Below are 13,962 nucleotides of genomic sequence, written 5' to 3'. Positions count from 1 at the left end.
GTCTAAAACTAAGTTGCCGCGTTCAGCGGCGCTGCATTCAGGAGCGTTCCCGCATGACCACCAAAGCTTTCGCCAGCCAAGCCGACCTTGAGGAAAAGAAGATCACCTTCGTCCAGCTCACCGAAAACGCATGGGCCTACACCGCCGAGGGTGACCCGAACACAGGCGTCTTCATCGGCGACGATGCCGTGATGGTGGTGGACACGCAGGCCACGCCGGCCATGGCGCAGGACCTGATCCGGCGCATCCGCGAGGTGACCGACAAGCCCATCAAATACGTGCTGCTTTCGCACTACCACGCGGTGCGCGTGCTCGGTGCCTCGGCGTACTTCAAAGAGGGCGCGCAGCAGATCATTGCCAGCCGCGATACCTATGACCTGATCGTGGAGCGCGGCGAACAGGACAAGGCCAGTGAAATCGGGCGTTTCCCGCGCCTGTTCCGCGCCGTCGAATCGGTGCCCGATGGATTGACGTGGCCCACGGTCACGTTCGAAGGCCGCATGAGCATCTGGCTCGGCAAGGTCGAGGTGAAGATCGCCCAGGTGGGCCGCGGCCACACCAAGGGCGACACCATCGCCTACATCGAAGACCAGAAGGTCTGCTTCGCCGGCGACCTGGTGGAGTACGAAAGCACCGCCTACGCGGGCGACTGCTATTTCAAGGACTGGCCTGCCACGCTCGACCGGCTCTCGGCCTTCGGCTTCGAAAAGCTCGTGCCCGGCCGCGGCGACGCGCTGCAGACGCCCGAGAAAGTGGCCGAGGCCATCGCGTACACGCGCGCCTTCGTGTCCGACGTGTACACCACCGTCAACAACGGCGTGGCGCGCGGACTGGACTTGAAAGCCATCTACCGCGAGACGTACGACGCGCTCAAGCCGCGCTACGGGCACTGGGTCATCTTCGACCACTGCATGCCCTTCGATGTGACGCGCGCCTACGACGAGGCCACCGGCGATGTGCACCCGCGCATCTGGACGGCCGAGCGCGACACCGCCATGTGGCACGCGCTCGAAGGCTGAAGAGCCCAGCGCCACCGACGCACGCACCCGGAGCTGCCCATGCACCTCAATGACCTGCCGGGCCTTGGGCCCGACGCCGACTTCCAGGCGCTGGAGTTCGACCATGTCCGCCCGGCCGACTTCGACCGCGCCGAGCCCGCGCACCATCCCGTGGTGGTGGTCGGCGCCGGCCCGGTGGGGTTGAGCCTGGCCATCGACCTGGCCCAGCGTGGCCTGCCCGTGCTGCTGCTGGACAACGACCATCGCCTGTCCACCGGCTCCCGCGCCATCTGCTTCGCCAAACGCACGCTGGAGGTGTTCGATCGGCTGGGCTGCGCTGCGCCCATGGTGGCCAAGGGCGTGTCATGGAGCACGGGGCGCGTCTTCTTCGGCGACGAGCAGGTGTACCGCTTCGACCTGCTGCCTGAAGAGGGCCACGAGCGCCCGGCCTTCATTAATCTGCAGCAATACCACGTGGAGGGGCAACTGGCCCTGCGCGCCGCGCAGTTGCCGCAGTTGGAAGTGCGCTGGAAGAGCCGGGTGGTCGGCCTGGTGCAGGACGCCGATGGGGCGACGCTGACGGTGGAAACGCCCGACGGCCGCTACGCCCTGCGTGCGGCCTACGTGGCCGCCTGCGACGGCTCGCGTTCGACCCTGCGCGAACTGCTGGGCCAGGAGAGCAGGGGGCAGGTGTTTCGCGACCGGTTCCTGATCGCCGACGTGCGCATCCATTCGCCCCGCAGCGCGCACCCGGGCGGTTCGCCCTCCGCGCAGTCGCCCGCTGCCGCATCGGGCGGTGCTGACAGAGCCCGCGCGGGCACCGAATCCGGCGCGGCAATGCCGTCCGCACGGCGGCCCCGCCTCGACGCCGACACGCCTGCCGAGCGCTGGTTCTGGTTCGACCCGCCGTTCCACCCCGGCCAGAGCGTGCTGCTGCACAAGCAGGCCGACGGCATCTGGCGCATCGACTTCCAACTGGGCTGGGATGCCGACCCCGAGCACGAACGAAAGCCCGAAAACATCGAGCCGCGCGTGCGGGCCCTGCTGGGGCCGGACACCGCCTTCGAGCTCGTCTGGGCCAGCGTCTATACCTTTGCCTGCCGCCGCATGGAAGCCTTCCGCCACGGCCGGGTGCTGTTCGCGGGCGATGCGGCCCACGGCGTGTCGCCCTTCGGCGCGCGGGGGGCCAATTCAGGCGTGCAGGACGCCGACAACCTGGGCTGGAAGCTCGCCGCCGTGCTGCAGGGCCAGGCGCCCGAAGCCTTGCTGGACACCTATGCGGTGGAGCGGGAAGCCGCAGCGGACGAGAACATTCGCCACTCCACGCGCTCGACCGACTTCATCACACCCAAGAGCCCGGTGAGCCGCATGTTCCGCGACGCGGTGCTGCAACTGTCGCGCCAGCATCCCTTCGCGCGCAGCCTGGTCAACAGCGGCCGGCTGTCGCTGCCCTCGGTCTATGCCGATTCGCCGCTCGTCACGCCCGACGAGGACGCGTTCGCAGGGCCGCTGATCCCGGGCGCGCCCGCACCGGACGCGCCACTGGACGGTGGAGCCTGGCTGCTGCGCCGGGCGACGCAACCCGGTTTCACGGCGCTGGTGTTCGGTGACGGCGAGAGCCGTGCCGATGCCGCTACCTACCCCAGCAGCGACGCCGTGCGCGCCGCCCTGAGTGCCCTCGACCGCCTGGGCGTGCACACCGTGAACCTTCCGCGCACGCCCGGCCATGCCATCGCATGGCAGCGCTACGACGCACTCCCCGGCACTGTCTACCTGCTGCGGCCCGATCAGCACGTTTGCGCGCGCTGGCGCCGCCCCACCGCCAGCGCCATGGCTGCGGCGCTCGATAAGGCCATGGGCCGCACGGAAGCGCTGCGCGCCGAGGGTTCCTCGACGCCGCGTTCAAAAACCGTCGCACCGCACCTGGACGCACCGCACCTGGAAGCCCTGGCATGACGACCTTCCCAAGCCTCATCACCGCGCCCCATCTGGAGTCGCCCGACGATTTCTACCAGGCGCTCATCGATGCGCACCAGCCGCTGACCGCCGAAGAAAGCCATGCGTTCAACGCCCGGCTGGTGCTGCTGCTAGCCAACCACATCGGCTCGCTGCCGGTGCTGCGCGAGGCGTTGGCCGCCGCCTCGCCCGGCCCGCCACCCGCGCGCTGAGCGAGGCCCGCTGCCTTTTGCCCGGCGTGTCCTGGCGTTCGCTTTCCCCTGCCAAAACCATCCTGCCCTCGACAACATCACGGAGACAAAAACCATGCGCAGTGCTTTCTTCAACCGTTCCTTCACCCGCCGCGCCGGCCTGGCGCTGCTGCTGGGGGCTCTCGCCCCTTGGGCCGCCCAGGCGCAGCAAGACAGCCGCCCCATCGAATGGGTGGTGGGCTATGCCGCCGGGGGCGGCTCCGACGTGCTGGCCCGCGCCACCGCCGAGGCCATGGGGAAGCGGCTTGCCCAGCCCATCGTCATCACCAACAAGCCGGGCGCGGCCACGAACATCGCCGCCGACTATGTGGCCCGCTCGCGCGATTTCGGGCATGTGATGCTCACCGCCGACTTCGCCACGCTGGCGGCCAACCCGTTCCTGTTCTCCAAGCTGTCGTACAGCGCCGAAAAAGACCTGGCGCCCGTGGGCATGCTGGCGCGGTTTCCGCTGGTGCTGGTGGTCGGCCCGCAGGTGCCCGCCAAGAACTGGAGCGAGTTCGTCGCCTGGGCGAAGGCGCAGCCGGACGGGGTGAACTACGCGTCGGCCGGCGCGGGCAGCCCGCACCACCTGGCCAGCGAACTGCTGCGCGAGAAGACGGGCATCAAGATGGCCCACGTGCCGTACCGCGGTGCCGCGCCCGCCATGCAGGACGTGCTGGGCGGCAGCGTGCCTTTCATGCTGGTGGACACGGCCAGCGGCAACGCCTTCGTGCTGGGCGGCAAGGTGCGCGCCATCGGCGTGGCCAGCGCACAGCGCATCGCCACGCTGCCCGACGTGCCGACCCTGCAGGAGCAAGGCCTGGCCGGCTTCGAGGCCTATGCCTGGCAAGGCGTGTCGGTGCCTGCCGGCACGCCGCCCGAGACCATCGCGAAGCTCAACAAGGCACTGGTGGAGGCGCTCAACTCCACCGAGGTCAAGGCGCGGTTCCAGGCGCTCGGCGTGGACGGCATGCCCGGCACGCCGCAGGACATGGCACGCTACGTGAAAAGCGAGCGCGAGCGCTGGGGTCGGCTGATCCGCGACAACGGCATCCGCCTGGATTAGAGTAAAAATGGCCTCCAGCGCAATTACCACTAGGGTGTATTGCTATTGAATTAATAGCATCGACTGCAAGGACGTTTTCATGACCTGTGACCCCGCCACCGAGCCGCTGCGCTACCAGAGCGGTTTCGGCAACCAGTTCGCCACCGAATCGGTGCCCGGCGCGCTCCCGCAGGGGCGCAATAGCCCGCAGAAAGCGCCGTTCCTGCTGTACCCGGAGCTGGTCTCCGGCAGCGCCTTCACCGCGCCCCGTCATGAAAACCGGCGCACTTGGCTGTACCGGCGCCAGCCCTCGGTGGTGTCCGGCCGCTACCGGCCGTATGCGCAGGAGGGCTGGACGACCGGCGCCGCCGGCGGCCATCCCGCGCCGCCCGACCCGATGCGCTGGCACCCGTTCCCGATCCCCGAGGCACCCACCGACTTCGTGGACGGTTTGCGCACCGTGGCGGCCAATGGCGACGTCGAGGCGCAGACCGGCATGGCCGCGCTGGTGTACACGGCCAATCGCTCCATGGAGCGGCGCGCGCTGGTCGATGCCGATGGCGAACTGCTGCTCATCCCGCAGCAGGGCCGGCTGGTGCTGACGACCGAAATGGGCGTGCTCGAAGTCGCCCCTGGCGAGGTGGCGCTGGTGCCGCGCGGCGTGGCCTTCAAGGTCGCGCTGCCCGACGGCCCGTCGCGCGGCTATGCGTGCGAAAACTACGGCGCCGCCTTCCGCCTGCCCGAGCTGGGGCCCATCGGTTCCAACGGCCTGGCCAACCCGCGCGACTTCCTCGCCCCGGTAGCGGCCGCGGAAGACCTGCCCGGCGACTACGAGATCGTGAAGAAGTACGGCGGCCAGCTGTGGACCGCACCGCAGACGCACACCCCGTTCAACGTGGTGGCCTGGCACGGCAATCTCACGCCCTGCAAGTACGACACGGCCACGTTCATGGTGATCGGCTCCATCAGCTTCGACCATCCGGACCCATCGATCTTCACCGTGCTCACCTCGCCCAGCGACACGCCTGGCACGGCCAACTGCGACTTCGTGATCTTTCCGCCGCGCTGGCTGGTGATGGAGGACACCTTCCGTCCGCCCTGGTACCACCGCAACACCATGAGCGAGTTCATGGGGCTGGTGGTCGGCCAATACGACGCCAAGCCTGAAGGCTTCAAACCCGGTGGCGCCAGCCTGCACAACGGAATGGTCCCGCACGGGCCCGACGAAGAAAGCTTCGAGCGCGCCACCGGCAGCGACCTGCAACCGCAAAAGCTCGACGGCACGCTGGCCTTCATGCTGGAGAGCCGCTACCGCTTCGTGCCCACCGCATTCGCGCTGCGCGAGAGGGGGCAGGGCGGCTCGCTCGACCCGGACTACCCACGCTGCTGGCAAGGGCTGGCGGACCAGTTCACGCCCGGCTGACGGGCAGCTTGCGGAAGTTGCCGCAGCCCGCGATCCATGCCGCCGGTGGAAGCCGTTGCCGGCAGCAACCGCGCTACCGCGTCCATCAATGCGGACAACCGCCGCGGGAGTTGGGGCAGGGATTGCCGCCCGGGTGGCCGCCGCGCGCATGCCGATGGTGCAAGAAGGTCATGAGCGCGGCCGAACCGGAAGCTGCGGCCAGCAGCAATGCGATGTAGATGCCCAGTGCATGCTCGAACGGAACGGTGTCGTTCCACGACCGCGCGATGCCGAGGAACGAGGCGTATAGCCAGGAGACCGACGACACGGTGGCGAAGCCCGTGAGCAGCAGCACCTTGCTGAGCGGCCAGTGAAGGAAGACCTTGCCCTGCTGCATGAACGGGAGCGCGAAATGGTGCATGAGCATGCCGTTCAGGGTCAGTGTGCTCACGGTGAGCACCTTCATCCAGAGTTTTTCGTTGGCCAGATACCCCGGGTATTGGGCCTGCCCGAGGTACACGAAGCCCAGTCCGGTGACCCACAGCACGATCAAGGCGGCGGTCATCGTTTTAGCGGTTTGAAGCAAGTCCTGCCGCTGCTGCGCAGACATCGGGCGGTGGACGGATCGGAGAAACCGAAAGTCGTACTCCAGCATTTTTCCCACGGCAATGGCCATGGCGAGCAGGTGAACGAAGACGAGCGCATTCTTGAGGGACATGGTTTGACGCACGGGCGCCTTGAGATAAGTCGAAGCGTGAGTGCTCAATCGATTCGCTTATGGTTGCCTGCGCGCCCGCAAAATTTGCGGAGCGTGTCACCTCGGTCCTGCGCGGCCGGTTGGCGGAGCTGCCGGCTCCGCTGCTGGAATCAGAGCTTGCGCAGGCGCTGCAGCGCTTCGCGCAGCGTGTCGTCCTGCTTGGCAAAGCAAAACCGCACGACGCGCTGGTCGAAGCCGTCGCCATAGAACGCCGACAGCGGGATCGCCGCCACGCCCACTTCGCGGGTCAGCCACTGGCAGAAGTCGGCTTCGTTCAAATCGCTCACCGCCGAAATGTCCACGCACTGGAAGTAGCTGCCCGTGCTGGGCAGCAGCCGCAGGCGCGAGCCTTCCAGGCCCTGGCGGAACAGGTCGCGCTTGGCCTGGTAGAAGTCGGGCAGCTGCAGATAGGGGGCAGGGTCCTTCAAGTAGGTGGCCAGCCCGTGCTGCATGGGCGTGTTCACGGTGAACACGTTGAACTGGTGCACCTTGCGGAACTCGGCCATCAGCGCGGCCGGGGCGGCCACGGTGCCGACCTTCCAGCCAGTGACGTGAAAGGTCTTGCCGAAACTGGAGACGATGAACGCGCGCGCCGCCAGCCCGGGAAAGCGCGCCGCGCTCTCGTGCTGCGCGCCGTCGAACACCATGTGCTCGTAGACCTCGTCGCTGATGAGCAGCACATCGGTGGGCGCCAGCAGCTCTTGCAGCGTGCGCATGTCGTCGGCCGTCCAGATCGTCGCGCTGGGGTTGTGCGGGCTGTTGATGATGATGGCGCGCGTGCGCGCCGTCATGGCGGCGGCGATCTTGTCGAAGTCGGGCCTGAAGCTGCCGGGCGTGAGCGGCACGCGCACCACGGTGCCGCCGGCCAGCTCCACGTTGGGCGCATAGCTGTCGTAGCAGGGGTCGAGCACGATCACCTCGTCGCCCGCATACACCGTCGCGAGGATGGCGGTCAGGATCGCCTGGGTGGCGCCGGCCGTGATGGTGATTTCGGTGTTGGCGCAGTATTTACGGCGGTGTAGTGCTTCTATTTTGGTAGCAACCGCTTCGCGCAGCGCCGGCACGCCAGCCATCGGTGGGTACTGGTTGTGGCCGGCCCGCATGGCGCCGTCCACCGCGTCGATCAGCGCCGGATCGCAATGAAAGTCAGGAAATCCCTGGCCGAGGTTCACGGCGCCGTGCTCGGCCGCCAGGGCCGACATCACCGAGAAGATGGTCGTGCCCACCTGGGGCAGTTTGCTGGGAAAAACGGGCGTGCGCGGAGTGCTGTCGATGGAGGTCATGGCGCGAAAAACGGGGGCGGGAATAACAAAAAAATGCGGGAGAGATCGGAGCGACGAGATCCGGTTTCGGCGGGGCGGACGACCGGCCCCGTGGTTCAAAGCTCGTAGTCGTTCACATGGCCGGTCATGGCCCGGGCGATGAGTTCGCGGTTCAGGCGGTCGCTCAGCAGCTCGGCGAACTTGTAGACGAAGTTGCGCAGGTAGGCGCCGCGCTTGAACGCCACGCGCGCCACGCTCTGGCCGAACAGGTGCCCCACCGGGCGCACCACCAGGTCGCCCAGCGGATCGTCGCGCATCGCCATCTCGGCCACGATGCCGATCCCCAGGCCCAGGCGCACGTAGGTCTTGATCACGTCGGAGTCGATCGCCTCCAGCACGATGCGCGGCTGCAGCTTGCGTGCCGCGAAGGCCTGGTCGATCTTGCCGCGGCCGGTGAACGAAGGGTGGTAAGTGATGAGGGCTTCGTGGGCGATGTCGTCCAGGCCCAGGCGCTCTTTTTGCGCCAGCGGGTGGGCGGTGGGCATCACCAGCACGTGCTGCCATTCGTAGCAGGGCAGGGTGACGAGATCGGGGTAGTCGGCCAGCGATTCGGTGGCCATGCCGATCTCGGCCACTTCGTCGATCACCATGCGGGCCACTTCGTGCGGCGTGGCCTGGTGCAGGCTGATGTTCACCTTGGGGTAGGCCTCGCGCAGCTTTGCCACCGGCAGCGGCAGCACGTAGCGGGCCTGGGTATGCGTGGTGGCGATGCTGAGGGTGCCGCTGTCCTGCGCGCTGAACTGTTCGCCGATGCGCTTGAGGTTGCCCACCTCGCGCATGATGAGTTCGATGCTTTTGAGCACGTGCTGGCCGGGCTCGGTGATGCGCTTGAGCCGCTTGCCGTGGCGCGCGAAGATGTCCACGCCCAGTTCTTCTTCCAGCTCGATGATGGCCTTGGACACGCCAGGCTGCGAGGTGTGCAGCGCCTTCGCGGCTTCGGTCAGGTTGAGATTGCGGCGCGCGGCTTCCTGAACGAAGCGGAATTGGTGCAGATTCATATCTTATTGCTGCTAAAGAAGGCGATCATTATGCTGCAGCAATCTAAGGAAAGCACGCGAACGCCTGATTTATGGCAGCGCCCAGCGCACATCGAACGCTGGTTTTCGCGGCTCGCACAGCCAGGGCTCGGGTCAGGCCGAGCCGGCGATTTCAGCCATCAACGCGGTCATGCGCGGGTCTTCGCCGATGGCGCCTTGCACATCGAAATGCACCTCAGGGTGTGCCGCGCGCAGCGCCTGCACCAGCACCGGAAGGTCTTCCCGCGCGTGCTTGCCGGTGCCCAGGAACATGGGCACCACCGTCACCTGGCGCACCCCTTCGTTCGCGACCAGCGCCTCGACGGCCTGCGCCAGGTCGGGCGTGGTGAGCTCCAGGTAGGCGCAGCACACGCGCAGTTCGGGCTGGTGCTGCTGCAGATGGGCCTGAACGGCTTCCATGGGGGCACGCCACAGCGGGTCACGCGAGCCATGGGCAAAAAGGACGACGCCTCTCGGGGGAGCAGTGTTCACGCGCTTAGGCTTTCGGTCAGCGGCGCAGCACCAGCCAGCCGAAGGCCGCCAGCGATAGCACCGAATAGATCAGCCCCGGCGCCGCCGCCGTGAGCCACGGGGACCAGTTCTGCAGGTTGCCGGCATAGCCGAACACGTTGTTCAGCAGGAAGAAGCTGATGCCTGCCATCACCCCGCCGAACACGTAGCCCGCGATGCCGCCGGAGCGGAAATGCAGGTAGGCGAACGGCAGCGAGAGCACCACCATCACCAGGCAGCTCAAGGGATAGAACACCTTGCGCCAGAACTCGATCTCATAGCGCTGCGCCGCCTGGCCATTGGACTCCAGGTGGCGGATGTACTGGAACAGGTCGATGGTCGCCATGCGGTCGGGCTTGAGCAGCGAGGCCGACACCATGTCGGTGCTGATGCGGGTGGGCCAGCGCAACTCGGCCTCCTGCAGCCGTTCCACGCGGGCCTCGGCATCGCCGCTGCGGTGGAACACGCTGCGCTTGACCTGCTTCAGCTCCCAGTGGTCGCTGGCGAAGGTGCCGCTGGCCGCCTGCAGGGTGGACGCCACGCGGCCATCGGCATCGAACTCGAACACGCGGATGTTGAGCATGCCGCCGTCGGGGCTCAGTGCCCGCACGTTCACGGCCATCGAATGGCTGCCCTGGCGCTCTTTCAGCCATGCGCCGGTCGCGCCGGTGGTCAGCTGGCCCAGGTGCCGTGCCTTGACCAGTTGTGCCGCACGGTCGGTCACGGGGGCGATGTAGTCGCCGACCGCGAAGGTCAGCATGACGAACCCCAGCCCGAGCACCAGCAGCGTGCGCAGGGCGCGCCAGGGGCCCAGGCCGCTGGTGCGCATGATGGTGAACTCGGAGCTTTGCGCCAGCCGCGCCATCACGAAGATGGTGCCGATCAGCACCGTGATCGGCAGCAGTTCGTAGAGATGGCTGGGAATGCTCAGCGCCACGAACAGCATCGCGTGGGACAGCTGGTAGCCGTCCGGTCCGGTGCGGCCGACCCAGCGCAGCTCGTCCACCATGTCGAAGAAGAAGAACAGCGCAAGGAACCCGAGCGTGACGAACGCCACGGCCGACAGGGCTTCGCGGTAGATCAGGTGGCGGATGGTCTTCATGCGCGGGCTCCGCGACGCCACAGCATGCTGGGCGACCAGCGGTGGTGGCGCGCCGTCAGCAGCGCCAGGCCCAGCGCCAGCGTGCCGCCGTGCAGCAGCAGCATGAAGGGCACCACGCCCAGCCGTCCGGAACTGATCCAGCTTTGTCCGAGGGTCATGAGGTTGTAGTAAACGACGAAGGCGAAGAGCGCCAGCACCAGGCTGCTGCTGCGCCCGGCTCGCGGGTTGACGCTGGCCAGCGCCAGGCCCATCACCACGAAATTGAGCGCGGCCACCGCCAGGCCGAAGCGCCAGCCCAGTTCGGCACGGAACGCGGGCTCGGCCGAAGCCAGCAGCGCGGGGGTGGAGATGGTCTTGACGGCTTGCTCGTCCTGCGAGCCGGCCGGCGCCGAGCCGATGCGCGTACCGTATTCGATGAACTCGCTCGCCTTGAGGCCGGGCTTGTCGACTGTGGTTTCCAGCCGCTGGCCATCGGTCAAGAGCACCATGCGTTCGCCGTTGCGCGTCTCCAGCCGGGCGCTGCGGGCCGATGTGACGGTTTCGCGGCCGCGCTCGGTGGAGGCGATGAAGACGTTGCTGGCCTGTTCGGCGTCCGGGCTTTCGCGGTCGATGAAGAAGACGCGGCTGCCGTTGGCGGATTCCTGGAATTCGCCGGGCGCGATGCGGTCCACATCGCCGCGCTGTTCATACTGCACCTTGAGCGCCTGGATCTGCTGGTTGGCCCAGGGCCAGATCACCAGCGCCAGCGTGGCGATGACCAGCATCACCGGCCAGGCGAACCGAAGCAGCGGCGTGAGCAGATTGATGAGGCCCCGGCCGCTGGCGAACCAGATCACCATTTCGCTGTCGCGGTACATGCGCGAGAGCGTGCCGACCACGGCCACGAAAAGGCTCAGGCTCAAAATGGTGGGCAATTGGCCGAGCACGGTGAAGCCCATGACGAGCATCACGTCGGAGGGATTGACGCTGCCGCGCGAGGCCTGGCCGAGCGTGCGGATCAGCATCATGGTCATGACCACGGTGACAAGCACCACCAGGGTCGCGCCGAAGCTGCGCGCCAGCTCCTTGCGAATGGATGAATCGAATAACATTGGCTCGAAGGAAAACACCGATTATGAACTTCGATCTGAAGACCCTGAGCCTGGACGGCGCCGCCGCCGAGAAATGCGACCTGCTCGCCGTCGTGGTGGCAGAGGGCTCCAAACCCGCAGGCGGTGCCTTGCCCAGCCTGATCGCGCACGCCCTCAAGAACGGCGACTTCGACACGAAGGCCGGCAAGAGCCTGCAGCTCTACCAGATGCCTGCCGTGGCGGCCCGCCGCGTGGTGCTGCTGGGCGGTGGCGACGGTTCCCCGCGCGCTACGCGCCAAGCCATTCTGGCAGCGGCATCGCTCTTGAAGTCGCCCCAGGTCAAGCGCGCTGCCGTGTGCTTTGCCTCGGCCCCGGCCGCTGGCGCGGTAGCCGCCGCCGTGCAGGCCCTGGCGGAAGCCACTTACGTGTACACCGCCACCAAATCCAAGACCGAGCCCCGGGTGCTTTCGCGCGTGGTGGTGGGCGTGGCCGATGCCGCAGCGGCCAAGGTGGAATTCACGCGCGGCGTGGCACTGGTGTCGGGCATCGAATATGCCCGCGAGTGGGCGAATCGCCCCGCCAATCACGCCACGCCGACGCTGCTGGCCGGCGCGGCCAAGGCCCTGGCCAAGTTCCCCTCCATCCAGTGCAAGGTCATGGGTCCGGCCGAAGCCGCCAAGCTGGGCATGGGCGCCTTCCTGGCCGTGGCCCGGGGCTCGGAAGAGCCCTTGCGCTTCATCGAACTGCGCTACGACGGCGGCCCGCGCGGCCAGGCACCCACGGTGTTGATCGGCAAAGGCATCACGTTCGATACCGGTGGCATCTCGATCAAGCCGGCCGCCGAAATGGACGAAATGAAGTTCGACATGGGCGGTGCGGCAAGCGTGCTCGGCGTGTTCCGCGCGCTGGCCGAACTCAAGCCCGCGATCAACGTGGTGGGCCTGATTCCCGCTTGCGAGAACATGCCCGACGGCCGCGCGGTCAAGCCCGGCGACGTGGTCACCAGCATGAGCGGCCAGACCATCGAAGTGCTGAACACCGACGCCGAAGGCCGCCTCGTGCTGTGCGACGCCATCACGTACGCCGCGCGTTTCAAGCCTGCGGCGATGGTGGATATCGCGACCCTGACCGGCGCCTGCGTGGTCGCCCTGGGCGGCTTGCGCAGCGGCCTGTTCGCCACCGACGATGCGCTGGCGCAAAGCCTGCAAGCGGCCGGCGATGCGGCGCTCGATCCGTGCTGGCGCATGCCGCTGGACGACGAATACGGCGAAGGGCTGAAGAGCAACTTTGCAGACATGGGCAACGTGGCCGGCCGTGCGGGGGGCGCCATCACGGCGGCGAAGTTCTTGCAGCGTTATGTGGGCGACACGCCCTGGGCGCATCTGGACATCGCCGGCACGGCCTGGAAGGGCGGCGGTGCAAAGGGCGCGACGGGCCGGCCGGTCGCGCTGCTGGTGCACTACCTGCTGGATGCCGCCGCGCAGCCGAAGGCCGCGGCGCGCAAGCCCGCCGCCAAGGCCGTGCGTGCGCCGCGCGTCGCTGCCCGCTGACCGTTGCCACGGCCGGTCTTGAGCACATGACGGAAATCGCCTTCCACTTCAACGCGCCGGACAAGCTGGCCTATGCGTGCCGCTTTGCGCGCAAGGTGCTGCGCAGCGATGCGCGGCTGGTGATCACCGGGCCGGAGTCGGCGCTCGACGGTCTAGACCGCGCGCTCTGGGCCATGGCGCCGCAGGATTTCGTTGCGCACTGCAACGACCAGGATGGCGAAGAGCTGCGTGCTTCGTCGCCCGTGCTGCTGGCCCAGGACCTGCGCCGGGTGCCTCACCACGAAGTGCTGCTGAACCTGGGCGGTACGGTGCCGCAAGGCTTCGAGCGCTTCGGCAAGCTGGTGGAAGTGGTCAGCGCGCACGACGAGGCCGACCGCAGCGGTGCGCGCGATCGCTGGCGCCACTATGCGGCGCGGGGCTATCAGATCGTCCGGCACGACCTCGTTCTGAAAGGCGCCTGATGTCGTCGCCGCCACCCAAGGCTCCCCCCAGATTTGTGCCCACGCTCACCGATGTGGTGCAGCTTGCGGGCAGCGTACCCGGCGTGGGGCAGCCGGGCGTGCCGGTGACGGGCACCGCGAGCCCTTCGGCGCAGCACGTTCCCTCGGTTTCGGCCATGCCCGCGGCGGTACCGCGGCCAGTGGTGGCTGCGCCGGTCATGGCGCCACCCGTGCCGCAATCTGTGCAGCATCCGGTGCCGCAAGCTCGCCCTGTGGCACCCCCGGCGCCTTTGCCGCCAGTCGCCTCGGCACCCGCGCTGTTCTCAAGGCCCGCTGCGGGCCTCAAGGACATCGAAGAAGTGGTGATCCACCGGGTGATGCAGCGTGTGGACGTGGTGCTGGACCAGCGCCTGCGCGAGGCGATCGCCACGGTGGTGCTCGAACAGACCCGCTCCATCGTGCCCCGCCTTCGCGAAGAAGTGGAGTCCGTCGTGCGCCATGCGGTGTACGAAGCCGTGGCCGAAGAACTGGCCAGCCACGCGGGAACGCCGCCGGGTTGACCGA

General features: G+C 67.6%; 14 protein-coding genes. 8 read left to right on the top strand and 6 right to left on the bottom strand.

From position 1 onward, the window contains the following. The first annotated feature begins 53 nt into the window (after positions 1 to 53). The 5 genes from BLT03_RS12145 (at position 54) to hmgA (ending at position 5,652) form a co-directional block, all read left to right on the top strand. Positions 54 to 1,019 (top strand): MBL fold metallo-hydrolase, encoded by a 966-nt coding sequence (locus tag BLT03_RS12145; RefSeq protein ID WP_092743951.1) that lies wholly within the window; start codon positions 54 to 56, stop codon positions 1,017 to 1,019. A gap of 39 nt (positions 1,020 to 1,058) precedes the next feature. Continuing rightward, positions 1,059 to 2,954 carry an FAD-dependent oxidoreductase gene (locus BLT03_RS12140; protein ID WP_092743949.1) on the top strand — a complete coding sequence of 632 codons (1,896 nt, stop codon included), beginning with the start codon at positions 1,059 to 1,061 and terminating at the stop codon, positions 2,952 to 2,954. Beyond that, positions 2,951 to 3,166, top strand: coding sequence for a DUF2783 domain-containing protein (locus tag BLT03_RS12135; RefSeq protein WP_092743947.1), 216 nt, complete (start codon positions 2,951 to 2,953; stop codon positions 3,164 to 3,166). The genes BLT03_RS12140 and BLT03_RS12135 overlap by 4 nt, the downstream gene beginning before the upstream one ends. Positions 3,167 to 3,260: 94 nt before the next feature. Next, a complete protein-coding gene (locus tag BLT03_RS12130) occupies positions 3,261 to 4,250 on the top strand; it encodes a Bug family tripartite tricarboxylate transporter substrate binding protein (protein ID WP_092743945.1) in 990 nt (329 codons plus the stop codon). Positions 4,251 to 4,329: 79 nt separating this feature from the next. Then, positions 4,330 to 5,652: a homogentisate 1,2-dioxygenase gene (hmgA, locus tag BLT03_RS12125; protein WP_092743943.1), complete on the top strand. Its 1,323-nt coding sequence runs from the start codon at positions 4,330 to 4,332 to the stop codon at positions 5,650 to 5,652. A gap of 85 nt (positions 5,653 to 5,737) precedes the next feature. Here the strand turns inward: hmgA and BLT03_RS12120 are convergent, their stop codons facing one another. From BLT03_RS12120 to lptF, 6 genes are all read right to left on the bottom strand, one after another. Continuing rightward, the gene (locus tag BLT03_RS12120; protein ID WP_092743941.1) at positions 5,738 to 6,349 is read right to left on the bottom strand and encodes a hypothetical protein; all 612 of its coding nucleotides are present in this window, start codon (positions 6,347 to 6,349) and stop codon (positions 5,738 to 5,740) included. A gap of 149 nt (positions 6,350 to 6,498) precedes the next feature. Further along, positions 6,499 to 7,671 carry a pyridoxal phosphate-dependent aminotransferase gene (locus BLT03_RS12115; RefSeq protein ID WP_092743939.1) on the bottom strand — a complete coding sequence of 391 codons (1,173 nt, stop codon included), beginning with the start codon at positions 7,669 to 7,671 and terminating at the stop codon, positions 6,499 to 6,501. Positions 7,672 to 7,766: 95 nt separating this feature from the next. Further along, positions 7,767 to 8,708 carry a CysB family HTH-type transcriptional regulator gene (locus BLT03_RS12110; RefSeq protein WP_092743937.1) on the bottom strand — a complete coding sequence of 314 codons (942 nt, stop codon included), beginning with the start codon at positions 8,706 to 8,708 and terminating at the stop codon, positions 7,767 to 7,769. Positions 8,709 to 8,840: 132 nt separating this feature from the next. Further along, entirely contained in the window at positions 8,841 to 9,218 is a 378-nt protein-coding gene (locus BLT03_RS12105) for a sirohydrochlorin chelatase (protein ID WP_271466479.1), read from the bottom strand. 16 nt (positions 9,219 to 9,234) lie between these two features. Next, the gene (gene lptG, locus BLT03_RS12100) at positions 9,235 to 10,338 is read right to left on the bottom strand and encodes an LPS export ABC transporter permease LptG (RefSeq protein ID WP_092743933.1); all 1,104 of its coding nucleotides are present in this window, start codon (positions 10,336 to 10,338) and stop codon (positions 9,235 to 9,237) included. Continuing rightward, positions 10,335 to 11,429 carry an LPS export ABC transporter permease LptF gene (gene lptF / locus BLT03_RS12095; RefSeq protein ID WP_092743931.1) on the bottom strand — a complete coding sequence of 365 codons (1,095 nt, stop codon included), beginning with the start codon at positions 11,427 to 11,429 and terminating at the stop codon, positions 10,335 to 10,337. Before lptF ends, lptG begins: the two co-directional genes overlap by 4 nt. A gap of 23 nt (positions 11,430 to 11,452) precedes the next feature. Here lptF and BLT03_RS12090 point away from each other — a divergent pair, with 23 nt between their 5' ends. From BLT03_RS12090 to BLT03_RS12080, 3 genes are read left to right on the top strand one after another with little or no spacing between them, the layout of a single operon-like run. Continuing rightward, complete coding sequence (locus BLT03_RS12090) at positions 11,453 to 12,958, top strand: leucyl aminopeptidase (RefSeq protein ID WP_092743929.1); 1,506 nt, start codon at positions 11,453 to 11,455, stop codon at positions 12,956 to 12,958. Between the two features lie 26 nt (positions 12,959 to 12,984). Then, positions 12,985 to 13,419: a DNA polymerase III subunit chi gene (locus BLT03_RS12085; protein ID WP_092743927.1), complete on the top strand. Its 435-nt coding sequence runs from the start codon at positions 12,985 to 12,987 to the stop codon at positions 13,417 to 13,419. Next, complete coding sequence (locus BLT03_RS12080; RefSeq protein WP_092743925.1) at positions 13,419 to 13,958, top strand: hypothetical protein; 540 nt, start codon at positions 13,419 to 13,421, stop codon at positions 13,956 to 13,958. Before BLT03_RS12085 ends, BLT03_RS12080 begins: the two co-directional genes overlap by 1 nt. Positions 13,959 to 13,962: the final 4 nt, after the last annotated feature.

Source organism: Paracidovorax valerianellae (genome assembly GCF_900102625.1).
GTDB classification, from domain to species: Bacteria; Pseudomonadota; Gammaproteobacteria; order Burkholderiales; family Burkholderiaceae_C; genus Paracidovorax; species Paracidovorax valerianellae.
Note: the sequence above shows the minus strand (reverse complement) of the source record. Positions and strands in the feature narration are given on the sequence as shown.